We start from the raw sequence: 17,560 nt of genomic DNA on the forward strand, positions 1-17,560 counted from the left end.
TATATAATTGAAATACTTAGGTTTATAAAAATAAAACAGACTGAAATCTTAAATATCTACTCCGTTAATAAATGTTTTAATAAAGTCCTTTATCTTTTCTGTTATTCTATTGCTTACCGTTTCTCTTTGTAAAACACTTGGTTGTTTTTCTAATGCTTCTATCACTTCATCTTCTGTTGCCATTCTTCCTGTAAAAAGAAAATCATTTATAATATCTTCTACCTTATCTTTTTTCAAAGCTTCCGTTGTACTTAAATCTTGTAAAGCTTTTTTAGTTTCAACTTTCCAATATGTTTTAAATACGTCTTCTACATTATCATCATCACTAATTTTAGGTAGATTATTCTGAATAAACTTTTCTATTAATATGCGTTTACTTCTTAATTCAGATTCTCCTGCAATTAAATCAATAATTTGTTTTTTCTGTTTCTCCTGGTCTTTTGGTTTAGCATCTTTTAATTGTGCTAATAATCTCATTATGTATGCTACATTAATTTCATCACGATGTATTAACTCTAATTCAAAATCAATCTCATCTAAAATAGAAACGGATTCTTTTTGATTGTTAGTTTTAATTTTGTCGTATAAGTCTAAGTACTTGCTTGTATAGTCTGCAAACTCTTGGTCTTTCATATAAGTATCATCAAATGTAAATTCGATAAATGATGATAGTATATTTTTTAATCGCATTATTTCTCTAAACGCTTTAGCAAACTCTAACTCATCTTCTTCTGTAACTAAATCATTTACACTATCTACAGTTGGCGCAATACCCATCAAAACTTTATAGGCTTCATTAAATTTTCCAACTTGTTCTTCATAAGGTGCTATTATTATAGTTTCTTGTGCATTTTTATCTGAAAACAATGCAATAGCATCATCTGTATTTTGCTTTAGGTTACGGAACGCTAAAATATTACCTTGTGATTTCTTTTCGTTTAAGATTCTATTGGTACGTGAGTATGCTTGTATTAAACCGTGATAGTTTAAATTTTTATCTACATAAAGCGTATTTAAGGACTTACTATCAAAACCTGTCAAGAACATATTAACTACTAATAATATATCAATCTGCTTATTCTTTACACGCTTAGAAATATCCTTTTTATAGTTTAGAAAAGCATTACCATCTTTAGTAGAATGTTTAGATCCAAACTGTTTATTATAATCTACGATAAATTCATCTAATTTATCTCTTGAATGCTTATTTACAGGTTTATCATCGTTTACATCTTCTTCTTGTATTTGACCATTAGCATCTTTATCTTCTTCATTTACATTATAAGAAAATATAGTAGCAATATTAAGTAGATGTTCTCCAGCTTCTTTTTTGGCTTTTAATAGCTCATAATATTTTATTAGAATATCAACACTACTTACACAAAACATTGCTGTAAATGTTCTATGATGTGTTTTACGATTATGGTTAGCAATTATATAATTCGTAATGGATTTTAGATAATCATCGCTTTCATATACTTCTTGCTTATTAATATCTTCTACTTTAATATCATCAATACCCTCTTTAGATTTAAAAACATTGTAATACTCTATTGAGAACTTTAATACATTTTCATCTCTAATAGCATCTGTGATTACGTATTGATGTAAACACTCGTGAAATAGATTTGCAGTTGTTTGTTTGATACTCTTTTTACTAATCGCATTTTTTACAAATATTGGTGTTCCTGTAAAACCAAATAACTGATGATTAGTAAAAAAGTTTACAATACGTTTATGTGTATCTCCAAATTGTGAACGATGACACTCATCAAAAATAAATACTACTTTTTCATTTTTTAGACCTTCTATTTGCCTTCTAAACTTTACATTTTTTATTGCTCCATTTAGCTTCTGAATAGTAGTAACTAATAAAGGTCTATTATTATCTAAAAATTGACTGATTAGCATTTTGGTATTCTCTGTACCATCTATACTATCTTTATCAAATGCTCTAAATTCTCTTACGGTTTGGTCGTCTAAGTCTTGTCTATCTACTACAAATACTACTTTTTTAATTTTAGGATTATGCGTTAATATTTGACTTGCCTTGAATGATGTTAGCGTTTTACCTGATCCTGTTGTATGCCATATATATCCGTTTTTATCACTATTTTTTACTCTATCAATAATTGCTTCTACTGCGAAAAATTGATAAGGTCTTAATACCATAAGTGTTTTATCGCTCTCGTGTAACACAATGTACTTCGTAATCATTTTAGCAATATGACAAGGCTCTAAAAAGATGCTTGTAAATGGCTCTAATTGTGTGATTTTTTTATTCTTTTCATCACCCCAAAAAGAAGTAAACTTAAAACTTTGTGTTTGACTATTTGCATAATATTTGGTATCTACACCATTACTAATTACAAATATTTGTACATAATTGAATAATGCATTATTAAATGCAAACGATTCCTTTTGATAGCGTTGTATTTGATTGAATGCTTCTTTAAGTTCTATACCTCTACGCTTTAATTCTATTTGGACTAATGGCAACCCATTTATTAGAATTGTAACATCGTAACGGTTTTCTCTTTTACCATTAATTGTTATTTGATTGGTTACTTGGAATTGATTTTGACACCAGAAGTCTTGATTAATAAATTCAATATATGCTTTCTCACCATTGTCTTTTTGCAATACATATTTATCACGTAACGTTTTGGCTTTATCGAAAATATTACCTTTAGATAAGTGTATGACTATTCTATCAAACTCGGAAGCTGTAAATGTGGTTTTATTATGCTTTTCTAATTGTGATTTTAGATTTCTTAATAAATCATCTTCTGTTTTTATAACAACAGATTTGTGGCCTAAAGCTATTAATTGGCTTACTAAATTATTTTCTAATACTTGCTCTGGTTGTGTAGTCATATTTTATACAAACATCTTTTGTAACAAACCTCTTTTAAAGGTTTTATAGTTTTCTATTTTAGTATTTAAAGCATCAATTTTTAAATCTATATCTGTTAAGAAATCAGCTATTTTGGTTTGCTCTTCTTCACAAGGATAACCTATTTTAATTTTAGAATATTCTGAAATCCAAAATCTTTTATGTTCATCACCTTTAGGATAATTTATCATTTGAATAGCTTCAAAAACATATTTAATATTAACTTTATCACTCTTGGGCTGTAATATTTTCATAGCTGAAGATTTTACCTTAAATTCAAAATCAACATATTTATTAGCCATAGTAAAATCATCAAATATTATTGCCGGTAATTTATTGTATATACCTTCAATTTCATTTGTGTAACCCAATAGAAAACTTTTACCAGCTGTTAAAACAGGTGTTTTAAAAGAATCATCATATTCAGTCGATTCTACAATATATTTTGTTGGCTGTTCATAATCTAATAATTCCCCCAGCTTCTTTTCTTTCCATTTTGAAAACTCATTACCATATTGATCTTTAAATCTTAACTCTTGATTAAAGATTTTTTGCTTTATCCCTTTTTTATATTTTTCTAAAAGTTCTTTCTTTTTTATGAGTTTGGTTATTATAACATCAACATCAGAAAGAAATGTTGTTATTTTTTGCTGTTCTGGAATGGAAGGAATTACAAGTTGAATTTTGCCTAATCTATTAGTTGATAAGCTAAGAACTTTAGTGCCTTGTGCAATTACCATTACTTGTTTTCTAACTTTCCACGTTTGTAGTAAATACCCAGAAAACCCTAATGCCATTTTATGTTTATTAGGTCTTGCGTGAAAGGTATGCAAACCAGATATTAACTTCACATTATTTAAGTTGACAATCTCTATTGTCTTCCCAATATCATTATAATCTTCTGAAGCATCTGCAATAAGTAAATCTCCCTCTTGACAAAAATTTTCATCTTTTACATTAGTTAAATCAACATCTGAATTTACAAAGGGCACATATTCCTTTTCAATATCAAAAAGTGTAGCAAATTTTGTATGAATATCACCATAATGAATATTCATTATTTCTCCATTCTCATAATTTAGTTTCACTCTTGATAAAGAATTTGTACTATAAAACGTGTAAATTTTGTTATACATTTTATTGGTCCATAAATCTTTGAAATCTGGAAACCTCAATTGTGGGATTAACTGCTTTTCCATATTAAAAAGGTGCTTTAATATTTAATTCTTTACAATACGAGGCAATACGTTTATCAGTTTCTGTAATTTCTATATCCAATGCTTTAATTTCTTCTGCAACTATATTAATATCAATAGGTTCTTCTTCTACAAAGGTATCTACATAACGAGGTATGTTTAGGTTATAATCATTATCTGCTATTTCTTGTAAAGTCGCTCTATAACTGTATTTATCAATTATCTCTCTGCCTGTATAAGTATCTATAATATCATCAATATGGCTTGGTAATAGTTTATTGTCTTTACCTCGTTTTTCAAACCCTTGTGAAGCATCAATAAATAATACATCTTCATTGACTTCTCTACATTTTTTAATTACTAAAATACACGTTGGAATACCTGTACCAAAAAATATGTTAGCAGGTAAACCAATTACTGCATCTATATAGTTTCTGTCTTCAATTAAATAGCGTCTTATATGTGCTTCTGAACTTCCTCTATATAATACACCGTGAGGTAATACAGTTGCCATTATACCGTTTTCATCTAAATGATGAATCATATGCTGTACAAATGCAAAATCTGCTTTTGTTTTTGGTGCTAATTTACCATACTGACTAAATCTATCATCTGTACTAAAAATACTTTTTGCACTCCATTTAGCAGAAAATGGTGGGTTTGCAACTATAGCCTCTGCCTTTAGGTCAATAGACATATGTTGAGGCTCTTCTAAAGTATCTTCTTGTTTAATATCAAACTGACGATAATTGACACCGTGTAGAATCATATTCATACGTGCTAAGTTGTAGGTAGTTCTGTTTAATTCTTGGCCGTAAAAATGACCTACATCATCTACTTCCTTGGCTACACGTAGTAAAAGTGAACCACTACCACACGTGGGGTCATATACTGATTTTATGCGTTTTTTACGAGTTGTAACAATCTTTGCAAGTATTGTTGATACTTCTTGAGGTGTGTAAAATTCACCTGCTTTTTTACCTGCGTTAGATGCAAATTCGCCAATTAAATACTCATAAGCATCACCTAACAGATCACTTTCAGAATCTTTTAATTCAAAATCAATTTCATCTAAATGCGTTATTATTTTTGCTATAATTTCATTTTTAGCTTTTACTGTTTTACCTAACTTAGAAGAGGTTAAATCTAAATCTTCAAATAAGCGTATGAAGTCATCTTCTGACTCTGTACCCATCGTACTTTGCTCAATGTTATTTAAAATACGCTCTAAGTCTTCTATAATAAAGAATTGTGTAGCTTCATCATTATCATTCGTTTCTATTTCTGCAAGATTATTCCCTTTTTGAGCAATAGATGTAAATAATTCTGATGGTTTAAGGAAGTAACCTAAATTCTTTACACAGGCTTTTTTTACAGCTTCTACATATAACTTACCTTTATCCGATTTTTCATCTAACTGTTCGTAAGTAAGATTATCTGGTGCTAATATCTCGTCTGCATAAATATGTAGTTTTTCGGAAAGATATTTAAAAAATATAAAGCCTAAGATGTAGTTTCTATAATCGTCTGCATCCATTTTGCCCCTTAATAGATTAGCAATAGCCCATAATTGTTTTTCAAGTAGTTTTTTTTGTTCTTCTGACATTTATATTGTGGTATTCTTAATTATCGTTATTGATTAGTTGTATTACTTGCTTTTTATATGGTTCATCTTTTAAAACGTTATTTACCTTATCTGCTAACCATAAAACTTGCAACTCTTTTTCATCAATTTGAAAAAATGAACTAAGTTTTTTAAGGTGGTCTCTATTTATAGGTTTCTCACTATTTTCAATTTTACTTATAAATGCACCATCTACATCTATAATAGCACCTACTTCTCTTTGCATAAATCCTTTAGACTCTCTTAGCTCTTTGAGTCTTTTGCCTAATGAAATTGTATTAAGACTTGTCATAAACTTGTTTTTAAAGTATTGAAGCTAATTTATCTCTGTTTACCCATTCTAATGTTTCAGTACCGGTATGCTTTTGTAAGTGAATTAAGTAATGTGCAATTTTCTCCTTCACAAAACCTGTTGCATTAGTATCAACAAGTGCTATCTTTTTACTTACGTGTTTTCTGTAAATAGACTCATCAGCCATTTCAAAGAGTGTATTTGCTTTGAAAATACTATTTGAAAAATAGGAAACAGTACTACCCGTTACATAATTTAAAAGCGTTATCTCATTTTGATTCCTGTAGTACATTGCATTAAACTTAATTTCTTTTTTCTCAGCGTTTAAGTAGCTATTAAATCTAATTTGCTCTGGTGTTACAATTGATTTTATGTAGTCATTAGCCAATGAAACAAACCTTGCTTTTGTCTCTTTTTCTTCCTTGTCCTCAAATGCAATTTGAGAAACACTTGCTATATTTTGTATGAATGTGGCTAAATCAAATATTTTAGATGCTATATCAATTTGATTTGCGGTCTTTACATAATAATGATTTACTGTATCGCTTGATTTACCTTGAGAATTAGTTTCTTTAATGTCATACGCGTTTTGAAAATGAAATAGTACTTTATGAAAGCAAGATTCATCATTTGAAGGGTTATTATCATACATACCAGAATTAATCCAACCACCATCTGTAATAACATAGTTGCCATCTCTTAGTATTAAAAAGACTGATACAAACCTATTATTTGTTGTTGCATAAGGTGTGATTATCTCTAAAGACTTACCACGTTGTTTTGTTCTCCAAATACCAGAGAAACTATTCTTAATATCTGAAAGGATTGCGTCTATATTCATACATAATCTATATTCTCATTTGGGTCTTCACTTTTGAATGACAGCCCTAATGAATTAGACATTATTTTTACTTCTGGAAAATCGTCTTCCTTTAATCTCGTATTTGATTCGTGAAAGAAATGAATGATACATAGATTAATATCTTCTAAGGCTTTACTCTCCTTTTCATCTAAAAGTTTATCAGTTTTGTAAGCTATCTCAATGCCATTTTCATTGAACTTATGAAAGTGTGGCGGTGTTATTGCCTGCTCTTCAAAAGGAATGCCTTCTATACGATTTCTGTGTGTTTCTCCATCACTATCGAAACGAAAAAAAGGATTAGGTATATAATCTTTACAACGCAGTTTAAATTGAAAGAAGTTGTGATTATTGAGTTTGACATCTACAATTAGTATTACCTCTTCAGATAACACTTCCTGCTTTACATCTTCTATTTGGCTTAATGTATTAGCATTATTACCAACCTTATTAACCTCTATTACCTCTGTAAATACTGACTTCCTCTCTTCAAGTAATCTATTGTAAAGCGAGTAATCTTCTTTTACTTTGAGACTTTTAGTCGTACCCATAATTAACCTATTTATGACTTGTCCTTTAAAGGTTAAATGTATTGATATTTGATGCTTCATCCTAAAGGTTTCGTTAGATATTTATTTTATACTAATTAGAGAGGTGTTTTTTACCCCTGTTTTAGACTATACTACACGTCTTGAAAATGGCTCAATTTCTTATCGAGAAATCTACTTTCGCTTTAAGCTTATTTAATACTGACTTTTCTTGTTCTGCATCTTTATATTTAGATAGCAATTTTAAGTACTGACCACGTTCTTTTTTATGAGTTTCTTTATGATGTAATTTCATTGCTTGTGCAGAGTCAGCATAATTCATATAACCATAAAGACGTGTTTCTTTAGCTGACCAATTAGAAAAATCAAGATTGGTTTTTTTATTTATGCTTGCATAAAAATTGAGCAATTCATTTGCAAGTAGATTGTATTTAATAGGGTCCATTAAATCTTGTACCGTATAGATTCCTAAAGGATTAGCACGATTATTAAAGTATCGGTTATTGCCTTTTAATTCTACACGCATTAACTGTTCTTCCAGTTTTACATCTGCGGTCTTCTTGGTTTCAAACGTCTTGTTGTAGGCTTTAAAATTGTAATTGGTTTTTCTTATTTCTTTACCATAAATAACATTCCCTTTTATCATAGGAATAGGCAAAGTACTTTTATAATCAATCCACCTATCTGTTTCTTGTATGGTATCGTGATTGATAACTACTCCTACATCTGCTCTTGAAAGTGTTGTTTTATAAATATCTACAGGAAGATGATTATTGAGACTGTCAAGCGCGGTCAAAACCTGTGTAAAAGTAAAATCTTGATAGTTGTTGCCCATAAAGAACTTTTGCAATGAGTTCTCAATTTGTAATTCGCTACCGTATAATTTTAGATGAATATTTTGCAACTCACTTTGAAAGCCTACAACATTTGCCTTTTTGTTCTGAATAGGACGCCATAAGAAACCTGCCCAATCTACATTTTGCAACTTGTTTGCAAAAAAGACTTTAGGTAGGTTATCTATAACCGTTTTGGATTTAATGGTATCGTACAAAGTAGGCTATGCATAAGCATAAGAACCTCAAAAAGAAAAACGCTAAAAACCGAAGTTATTAGCGTGCCTTTTTGAATGCCTTATTATAGTTCTTATTTAAAAGCGTTTGTACGTCTGACATACGGTAATATATCTTATTCCCAATTTGAGAGAATGATATTTTACCTTCATCACGCCACGTTTGAGCGGTACGCTTGCTTATGTTCATAAGCTGTAAGAAGTCTGCATTGTCTAAAAATACATCTTCTGGTTTTTTAGATGTATCTGTAATAGTGGATTTGATTTCGTCAATACGCCCTATAAGTTCTTGGTATTGGTCTTTGGATAAAATGATTGCTTCCATAACTGCTGTTTTTAAGTGTTAAACAAATTATTATGGTGCAAATCTGCGTTAAAGAGTAACGCTAAAACAGTTACATAGGGTTATATAACCCCACCTAAAACCCTTGCTATCATTGGGTTTATGGAAAATAAATTATTTCATTTTTTTAATTTCGGCTAACATTGTTCTTAGGTGTTTCTCCCAAAAATCAATTGCTTTATCATCTGGTTGATTGAATAGGATTCTGAGTTTGTTCTCACTTATACCATTCTCAACACTTGAATTTTTTGTTTGGAAATTAGCAGAGATAAAGCGTAATAATTCAGCCTCTGTAGAAACGTTTAAAACCGAAGGTTTTAAATCATTAATCATCTTGAATAGCAACGCAAGTTGCGGTACTGAAAGATTTACTTTTAGTCTTTCATTGCTTGGTTTGTTGCTTTCTTCATTTGTTGGTTGCTTTTCGTGTTTAGCTAATTCCGCTTTTATTATTCTCTGCATTTCGTAGATTGAATAAAACTCAAACGGAAAGAGTAATCTTTCTTTATTAATAGAAGTGATTATATCTCCTTCTTTTTCATTCAAAATGCCTAATGATTTACGCTTAGTGATATAACCTAAACGCAATAAATCTTCTTCAGAATATCCTTTGTCTTTTAGTTCCTGTATAGCTTCATCCACTTCTTCTGGACTAAAATTAGATTCATAATCGTCCTTTTCTGAAAATAAATAGATTTCTACATCTTTGAAGAAATACTTTAGTGATGCTGGTTCTAAATTGGTTTGTTCTTTTACAATATTGAATAATTGTAGTCCGGTGTGGTCTTTTGCTCTTACGCTATCCAGAAGTTTATAGATTTCATTATCATCATCTTCAATAAGCTTATTATATTCCTCTAAAGCACGTTCTGCATCAATAGATTCAAAGATAGATTTGTAACCTTTTAGCCTATCTGCTACAATCATATACTTAATAAAATCTCTTATGCTATCATCGTCAACTCCGTAATACTGAGAGTCAATAAGTAATTCCCAAAATGATTCTTCTTCCGCTTCTATTTCTGCAATTGTATTGAACTTATTTTCTAATAGGTTTTCGCAAACTTCAACGAAGGTAGAAGCCACATAATTCCTAATAATACTCTTTCTATATTGGTCTAAATTTTCATCTTTGGTGTCATAGCTATTCGGATTTATAAATGCAGTAATATAACCCGCTATATTAGACGGACATTTTGCAAGTTTCTTTTGTTGCTTTTTGATTTGTCTTTTGGTAAGCTCCTCTTTTTCTTCATCATTTAGACAGGATGCATAGAGCATTCTATCTTTGTCTGCGTTTTCCTCGTAACCCGATAAGATTTGTGATTCTATTTGCTCTATACTCTTATCAAGTATTAATGCTTCTTCTTTTGTAAATTTTCCCATAGCTTAATTAAGATATTGGTCTACTGCTTTATCCAGTTCTGAGTTAATAATTTTTGCGTAAATCTGTGTGATACCAATATCACTATGGTCCATTAATTTTGAAACGTGCTCAATGCGCATCCCTTTATTTAATGCCCTGGTAGCAAATGTGTGTCTGCTTAAATGAAAAGTTAAATTAAATGGTAAGTCTATCTTATTACCCATTGCCTTGAGATACTGACCTACAAGAGCTGTTTTTCTGCGTATCTGGTCTGCTCTATATTCTCTATCCTTAAAATATCTTTCTGTAATCTCTCCAAAAGGAAATACAGTATCTTCTGGACTTGCATCTGCTGTATGATACTTTTCTAAAATATCAATAGCAGTACTACCTATTTTGAAGCTGTGCGGATTGTTAGTTTTACAAATGGTTTTAGATATGCGTTGCTCTTTTTTATTGTAGTGCTTCCATTTTAATTCTAATACGTCACTAAACCTTAAACCACCTGCAAAGACTGAAAAGATAAACATATCTTTTACTAAAGGTGCTTGCGCTCTTTCAGATACTTCTAAATTGATTAAGGCTTGTAGCTGTTCTTCATTTAGATAACGCCTATTAGTCTTTTCTTTCTTAACCTTATACTTATCAAATGGAAATAGACTTCGTGGTATTAAATCCTCTTTCTGTGCGTTACGGAACATTAAGTTAAGTATGCGCAAAGAAAAATTTATAGTTGTATTGTTATTGCCTAAAGTAGTACCGCAATAGCCTGCATAATCTTTTATCATCGTTACCGTAATATCCTCAAAAGCTACATCTGTATGGCCAATAAAAGTTTCAAACTTTTTGAGATAAGTAATGTAATTACGATATGTGGAATATGACAAGGTGTTTTTCTGTTTCTCACATCTGCCATAAGAGTATTCAAAGAAATTTGTAACAGGTTTACCCTTTACAACTTCTTTTAACTTGCGAGCTGAAACACTTATGTTTCTGCGTTCTATATCTGCTATCTCTCCTTGTGCATCTGCAACTTTAGTTGCGAGATATGCGTTAAGCCTTGTAGAGCCTTTATGATTCTTTTTTACACGCTGTTTGGTTTCATCCCATTCATTTAACGCTACCTTTATACCCAAGGATATAAATTTAGTTTTACGGTTTTTGATGAGCCTAAGATAAATAGGTGCTTCTCCTGAAGCATCTACCTTTTGTTTCTTTAAAATAAGTTTTACTGAAGCCATAATGTACTCTGGTATAAGACTGTGCAAGCAAGTGCAATAGAGTACTAAGGTACAACAATTGGTACAACAAACACTGCATTTACGTGTTTTTATTTGCACTTTGTTGCACTAATATTTGATGTAAAACGCCTATTTATAGGCTATTGAGAGTATAAGAGTGAAGATAGGTACAACAATTAGACAACAAAGTATATAATCCATTGCTAGTTCTAGCCTACTTACGAATATTCCTGCGGAATATTCTATTCAGTTTTTATTTGCTAAATTAGTTGCTTATACACGCAACGTATCATATACAAAACCGTTAGCAGAAATTAAAAAAACGAACAGAATGAATAGTGAAACTGTGACATATCCAGCTGTAAATCAGAAATCAATATATATACTTTTTTTGCTAATAATTGTTTTAGGAATTACTTGTTTCGCAACTTGGTTTGGATATGTTCTTTTAAGAGATGGTTACATATTACACTCTCTGATTACTTTACCATTTATTCTCATTTTCCCCATTTGTATTATTCATATGACCGGTTCAAAAATAATCCTAACCTCTGATTCCGTTATCAGAAAAACATTGTTCGGCAAAAAGATGATTAAGTATAAGGATATAAAAACTTTAAAACGATTTGAACAGTTTGGAGGAGGTTCTGGTCCATCGACATTGATAGAAACTGACGAAATTCAATCAAACTCAAAAGATATATTATCTGTTAAGCAAATTTTTATCTCAAACAAAGAAGGTGCTAATCCTAAAAAAATGGAGAAAGATAAAAGGTTAATTTTTAACGAAACTTATGATATTTACAATCGATTAAAAGAAAAAATAACTTCTGCTAACACTGTATATAATTAATTGCTTCCGATTTTCCTAAGCGGAAAATCATCTCAATTTATTATCTTAGTTGCTTAAACCAAAAATCCTACGGATTTTAAGCCGCAAATAACCATATACTAAACGTTGTGCACAATAAAAAATAAACGATGAAATATTTTCTTATAATTGGAATTATACTCCTAAATTTCTCTGGACTTAAGGCTCAGTTTGATATTAAAGGCCAAGTCATTGACATAAATACAAACAAGGGAATTGAAGATGTTATTATTATGGTTTCTGGTTCAACTATGGGATCTAAAACAGATTCAAATGGATATTTTATTCTTAATGATTTAATGAAAGAATCCATTTTAATTGTTTCACATGTTTGTTATGAGAATTCAAGATTCACAGTTTCAAAAAAAACAAGGAAAATATTTTCATTCAGTTGAATAAAGCAAATTATGTTATTGGAGAAATAAACTTGAATCCTAAAATGATTAAAAAAGTATTAAAAAATTTAAAGTGTGATTCTATAAGAAAAATTCAAGAAACTCCTGATTCAATTTTCACAATAGTTGAAAGCTTGTTTAAATATCCAGGTGGGTTGAATTGTTTAGATCATTTATTTTTGACTAATTTATATCCTCACATCAAATCAAAAACTATTAAACCTTTTGGTGAACTAGATTTAAATTTTTCAATAAGTGAAAATGGGATACCAATTAACATTACAGCTAATAAAGAAATACCAAGTGAATTTATTGATATTTTAAACTCAATATTTTTCAAAATGCCTAAATGGATACCAGCAACTCAAAATGGAAAAAAAATGGCTGTGAATTTAACTTACAAATTAAGATATGAATGATTTACTGTGCACAACACGGTATATATTTAATTGCTGATAATTTCTTAATATAAAACAATCTTATTTCATTAACTTAGTTGTTTAAACTAAAAATCCTGCGGATTTTAAGCCGCAACTAAACATACATTATACGTTGTGAGCAATTTAAACGAACCACCAGAAGCTAAATACTGAATGAAGAAAACTTTATTAATACTACCTTTTTTTCTACTGACTATTCTAGGCTGTAAAGCACAGGATAAAGCACCTTCAGATTTCATTCCAAAAGAATATGCTGAATTTGAAAAATATTTTGGAGACCTAAATAAAGATGGATTGGATGACTGTGTTTTGATTATCAAAAAGACTGATACAGCTAACATTGTTACTAATCGTTCTGACAAAAAAGTTGACAGAAATAGACGTGGAATTGTTGTTCTATTCAAAAAAGAGAAAGGTTATGAACTTGCCGATAAAAACTACAGTTGCTTTTCGTCAGAAAATGAAGATGGTGGAGTTTATTTTCCACCAGAATTATGGATAAAAATTGAAAACGAAAAACTTTATATCCATTACGGACACGGAAGATATGGATATTGGGAATATACCTTCCGATATCAAAACTCGAATTTTGAATTAATTGGATATGATTCAAGTAGTAATCGTGGTCCAGTAACAAACACCGAAACAAGTATTAACTTCTTGACAAAAAAGAAATTAATCAAAGAAAACACCAATGAAAATGCGGAAGGTGGAGATGAAACATTTAAGGAAACTTGGAATAAAATTAAAATAGAAAATCTAATCAGACTGTCTGAAATAAAGGACTTTGATGAATTAGATATGTATAATTATTAAAAAAACTGCCCACAACAATGGCTATAAGTAATTGCTTGTTCTCGCCTACTTCTGAAAATCCTCGCGGATTTTCAGTTTGGTGTGTACTTGCAAAGTTAATTGCTAAACCACGCAACTACTCATAGCCGAACCGTTAGCAGCAAGTTGAACCCAGAACTATTAATGAAAATTCTACAGACCATATTATTTCTATTTTCTTTTAGCTTTTGTTTCTCACAACAAATGACTAAATCCGAATTTAAAAGACTAATTAAGGAATCGAAAAAAGAAGAAAAAAAAGCGGATTTTCATACCACTCAAAAATTATTGCAAATAACAAAGACAGTATCTTTTTCAAGTCTGACAAAGTTGAAATCTATTCGAGTAACGCAATTACATCTGAAAAAGGATTTTGCAGAACGATTGAATTAAAATTCCTGAATAATAACAAGGTAAATTTTATTGACTGTCAAACTTGTACGGAACCCTCATTTTGTTATGTATCTACGGACAAAAACATATATCGATACCGAATTAAAGAAATTAATAACGAATTACACATTTTCTTCTCGAATAATTACAACTCAATGAATTTTAGGATTATTTCCTCAAAAGAAAATGAACTGAATTGGAGAAACTATTATCAAATAGAAATGGAAAGAATAAAATAAAACCAGCTGCTAACACCGTATAAAATTAATGGCTAGTTCTCGCTTACTTACGAAAATCCTCGCGGATTTTCTATCTGGTGTTTATTTACTAATTTAGGTGCTTAAACACGCCACTAATCTTATACATCAACGTTAGCCAACATAATAATAAGCAATGAAAATTACACTTCAAGGAGAATATAAGTCATTAAAAGATTTAGAGTGTGACGACTTGAAAAAATTCACAGTCATTACTGGTAAAAATGGTAGTGGAAAAAGTCAATTACTCGAACTTATTAAACTGAAGTCTGAGAATAATCTTGACCCATTATTAACATTTACTCTTCCAGAAGGGATTAATAAAATTCAAGTAGAAGGAATTGAAAATCAAAATTTATCGATTCTGAATAATGATAGTTGGAAAAATAAAGTCAAGCCATTTGTTGATGACTATACAGCACAAGGGGTTAATTCACGTCAATTTTTCAAGATGATGTTGGATAAAAATGTTAGACTTGACAAACTACCTAACAATGATATTTTTCAAGCAATTACAGATGTACCTAGAGAAGATTTAGAAAAGCTATTAACCGATTCATTAAAAGAATTTGAACCTCAATATTTTAACTCCCAAAGAAATATTCAACAAATTTCCAGTCGATTTATTCGACCTCAGTATTTCTCAAGGCACAAAACTACATTAGTAGCCAAATTTGTCTCTGAATTCAAGAATAAAGATATCACGGATTTAAATGAAACTGATTTTTATTTAGCTCCGATTCCAGAGTTTTTCTTAGATAATACTCATCTGTTCAGTTCTCAATTAGAATATATATTCTACACCTATGCTAAACGTAGAGATTTAAATAACAGACAGTTTTTTGACAAACAACAATACGGAGATCAAAATAATTCCGTTTCTGATGATGATTTCATTGAACAATTTCCACCACCTTGGGAAAAAATGAATGCTATATTAGCAGATCATGGAATTGAGTTTCAGTTTAGAGGAATAAATCGACAAGAATTCTCTACAGATACGGACGTGAAAATTGAACTGGTTAAGTCATCTATTAATAAAAGTATTGAATTCCAACATTTATCTTCAGGAGAAAAAGTAATTATTGGATTAATAATTAAGCTATTTACAAGTGAATTCTACAAGGAGAATCTTGAATTCCCTGACATGATTGTTCTTGATGAGCCTGATGCCAACTTACACCCTGAAATGTCTAAATTATTAATAGATGTTTTAAATGGGACATTTGTGAATGGCTTGGGTATTAATGTGATTTTCACTACACATTCACCATCTACTATAGCACTTTGTCCTAATGAATCAATTTACCAATTACAAAACATTCCTGATTCCAAGCTGCTTAAAATAGATAAGGACAGTGCTCTTAAACTTTTAACAGGATTCATTCCTACACTTTCAATCGACTATAAAAGTCATAAGCAAATATTCGTAGAAAGTCCAACTGATCGATTTTACTATCAAACGATTTTTGATACTTTAAATCAAGAAAAAAATTACGCTTTCAAGTTATATTTCATTTCAAATGGATACGGCAAAGGTAATTGCCAACAAGTCAAAGACACTGTTGGAGCAATCCGAAATTCTGACAATACTACATGTTTTGGTGTTATTGACTGGGACTTAGTGAATCCTTCAAGTGTTTTCATCATTGTTCATGGGGAGAACTCACGGTACAATATTGAAAATTATGTATATGACCCAGGGTATTTGATGATGCTTTTCCTTGAAATGAATGCAATGAATGTGCGAACAGAATTAGGTTTAGATATTTCGTACAATGAGTATAAATTAGGTGAGAATCAGGAAATACTACAAAAATCAATAGACTGGTTTTTTGAAAAATACTATGAGAAATATAATACAACACAAGAACTAAAAGATGCTAAACGAGAAGTAGAGTATTATAATGAAATTAAGGTTATGATTCCTACATGGTATTTAGAATTTCATGGACATGATTTAGAAGTCAAACTCAAAGAAGTTTTTATAGCCTTACAGAAATTTAGAAATGAAGGAGAATTACAAAAAGAGCTAACGATAATATCTGCGAAATGTTATCCTTTTATTCATAGAGATACTGTTGAAATGATTGAAAAAATAATAAACATTGGCTAACAATATGTATAGTGCATAGCACCCTGCGGGATGCTACGACACCATACATGGAACGTTGGCAACAATATGAAAAAACCAATCGCTCTTTTATTAATTTCAGTTTTATTCGGATGTAATAGCATTTCAGAAAATAAGAAAATTGAAATAACTGAAAAGTCTGAATTGAGCGAAAAGGAAAAAGGAGAAAATGAAGAATGGAATTTTAAGACATATCTTGACAACGCGATTGAATATCCTTTGAAAAAACTGAATCGAAAACCTATTTCTGAATTAAAATCTGAAACTTTAAGAATTTGGAAATTTCCTGGAGGTGGAGCTGTTTTTGAGCAAATGTTGGAATTTAAGAAAGCTAATTCTGAACTGACATTTCACTCTTACCTAATTGAGGAGTATGAAAATGAAAAGGAAAATCAGTTGTCAAAACTGAATTTCACGAAAAGAATTAACGAAAGAGGAATTATCAGCGAATTAAAATCAATAATTTCTGACTCTGAATTTATTAAGACTGAAGATAGCGAAAAATATTGCGAACCTTTTTTGGGTTGTGCAGATGTTTATCTCGTTGAATTTACAAACGGAAATAAAACAAACAAGTTTATTATAAATCATAATATTGATAAATGTGACAATAAAAAAGCAGAAAACTCGAAAAAAATATTTAAAATAATGAACGAAATAATATAAATACTGTTGCCAACAACGTGTAAAATTAATTGCTAGTTCTAGCCTACTTACGAATATTCCTGCGGAATATTCTATTCGGTTTTTATTTGCTAAATTAGTTACTTAAACACGCAACTAATCTTACACAAAACCGTTA

The 17,560-nt window shown here is 30.1% G+C and carries 16 protein-coding genes; 6 read left to right on the forward strand and 10 right to left on the reverse strand.

The annotated features are described in order from the left end of the window. Nucleotides 1–48: 48 nt before the first annotated feature. From AC0L3M_RS08720 to AC0L3M_RS08765, 10 genes are all read right to left on the reverse strand, one after another. A complete protein-coding gene (locus AC0L3M_RS08720) occupies nt 49–2,877 on the reverse strand; it encodes a type I restriction endonuclease subunit R (protein WP_473430472.1) in 2,829 nt (942 codons plus the stop codon). A 3-nt stretch (nt 2,878–2,880) separates the two neighbouring features. Continuing rightward, entirely contained in the window at nt 2,881–4,095 is a 1,215-nt protein-coding gene (locus AC0L3M_RS08725) for a restriction endonuclease subunit S (protein ID WP_473430473.1), read from the reverse strand. A 1-nt stretch (nt 4,096) separates the two neighbouring features. Beyond that, entirely contained in the window at nt 4,097–5,698 is a 1,602-nt protein-coding gene (locus AC0L3M_RS08730; RefSeq protein ID WP_473430474.1) for a type I restriction-modification system subunit M, read from the reverse strand. Nucleotides 5,699–5,714: 16 nt separating this feature from the next. After that, entirely contained in the window at nt 5,715–6,008 is a 294-nt protein-coding gene (locus AC0L3M_RS08735; protein WP_473430475.1) for a helix-turn-helix domain-containing protein, read from the reverse strand. Between the two features lie 10 nt (nt 6,009–6,018). After that, nucleotides 6,019–6,849 carry a hypothetical protein gene (locus tag AC0L3M_RS08740; protein ID WP_473430476.1) on the reverse strand — a complete coding sequence of 277 codons (831 nt, stop codon included), beginning with the start codon at nt 6,847–6,849 and terminating at the stop codon, nt 6,019–6,021. Beyond that, nucleotides 6,846–7,478 (reverse strand): hypothetical protein, encoded by a 633-nt coding sequence (locus tag AC0L3M_RS08745; protein WP_473430477.1) that lies wholly within the window; start codon nt 7,476–7,478, stop codon nt 6,846–6,848. Before AC0L3M_RS08745 ends, AC0L3M_RS08740 begins: the two co-directional genes overlap by 4 nt. Nucleotides 7,479–7,569: 91 nt before the next feature. Beyond that, the gene (locus AC0L3M_RS08750) at nt 7,570–8,466 is read right to left on the reverse strand and encodes a hypothetical protein (RefSeq protein WP_473430478.1); all 897 of its coding nucleotides are present in this window, start codon (nt 8,464–8,466) and stop codon (nt 7,570–7,572) included. Nucleotides 8,467–8,524: 58 nt separating this feature from the next. Next, nucleotides 8,525–8,809: a helix-turn-helix domain-containing protein gene (locus AC0L3M_RS08755; protein WP_179346431.1), complete on the reverse strand. Its 285-nt coding sequence runs from the start codon at nt 8,807–8,809 to the stop codon at nt 8,525–8,527. Nucleotides 8,810–8,941: 132 nt separating this feature from the next. Then, nucleotides 8,942–10,213 (reverse strand): hypothetical protein, encoded by a 1,272-nt coding sequence (locus AC0L3M_RS08760; RefSeq protein WP_473430479.1) that lies wholly within the window; start codon nt 10,211–10,213, stop codon nt 8,942–8,944. 3 nt (nt 10,214–10,216) lie between these two features. After that, a complete protein-coding gene (locus AC0L3M_RS08765; protein ID WP_380035495.1) occupies nt 10,217–11,434 on the reverse strand; it encodes a tyrosine-type recombinase/integrase in 1,218 nt (405 codons plus the stop codon). Between the two features lie 589 nt (nt 11,435–12,023). Between AC0L3M_RS08765 and AC0L3M_RS08770 the strand changes: the two genes are divergently transcribed. From AC0L3M_RS08770 to AC0L3M_RS08795, 6 genes are all read left to right on the forward strand, one after another. After that, on the forward strand, nt 12,024–12,287 hold the full coding sequence (locus tag AC0L3M_RS08770; RefSeq protein WP_473430480.1) for a hypothetical protein: 264 nt from the start codon (nt 12,024–12,026) through the stop codon (nt 12,285–12,287). A gap of 251 nt (nt 12,288–12,538) precedes the next feature. Then, nucleotides 12,539–12,700, forward strand: coding sequence for a peptidase associated/transthyretin-like domain-containing protein (locus AC0L3M_RS08775; protein ID WP_473432494.1), 162 nt, complete (start codon nt 12,539–12,541; stop codon nt 12,698–12,700). Nucleotides 12,701–12,744: 44 nt separating this feature from the next. After that, nucleotides 12,745–13,119, forward strand: a complete 375-nt coding sequence (locus tag AC0L3M_RS08780) for a hypothetical protein (RefSeq protein WP_473430481.1) — start codon at nt 12,745–12,747, stop codon at nt 13,117–13,119. A gap of 174 nt (nt 13,120–13,293) precedes the next feature. Further along, a complete protein-coding gene (locus AC0L3M_RS08785; protein WP_473430482.1) occupies nt 13,294–13,956 on the forward strand; it encodes a hypothetical protein in 663 nt (220 codons plus the stop codon). Nucleotides 13,957–14,760: 804 nt separating this feature from the next. After that, nucleotides 14,761–16,740 carry an AAA family ATPase gene (locus AC0L3M_RS08790; protein WP_473430483.1) on the forward strand — a complete coding sequence of 660 codons (1,980 nt, stop codon included), beginning with the start codon at nt 14,761–14,763 and terminating at the stop codon, nt 16,738–16,740. 66 nt (nt 16,741–16,806) lie between these two features. Continuing rightward, entirely contained in the window at nt 16,807–17,424 is a 618-nt protein-coding gene (locus AC0L3M_RS08795; RefSeq protein ID WP_473430484.1) for a hypothetical protein, read from the forward strand. Nucleotides 17,425–17,560: the final 136 nt, after the last annotated feature.

The sequence above is a fragment of the Olleya sp. KJ81-1 genome (assembly GCF_055808135.1).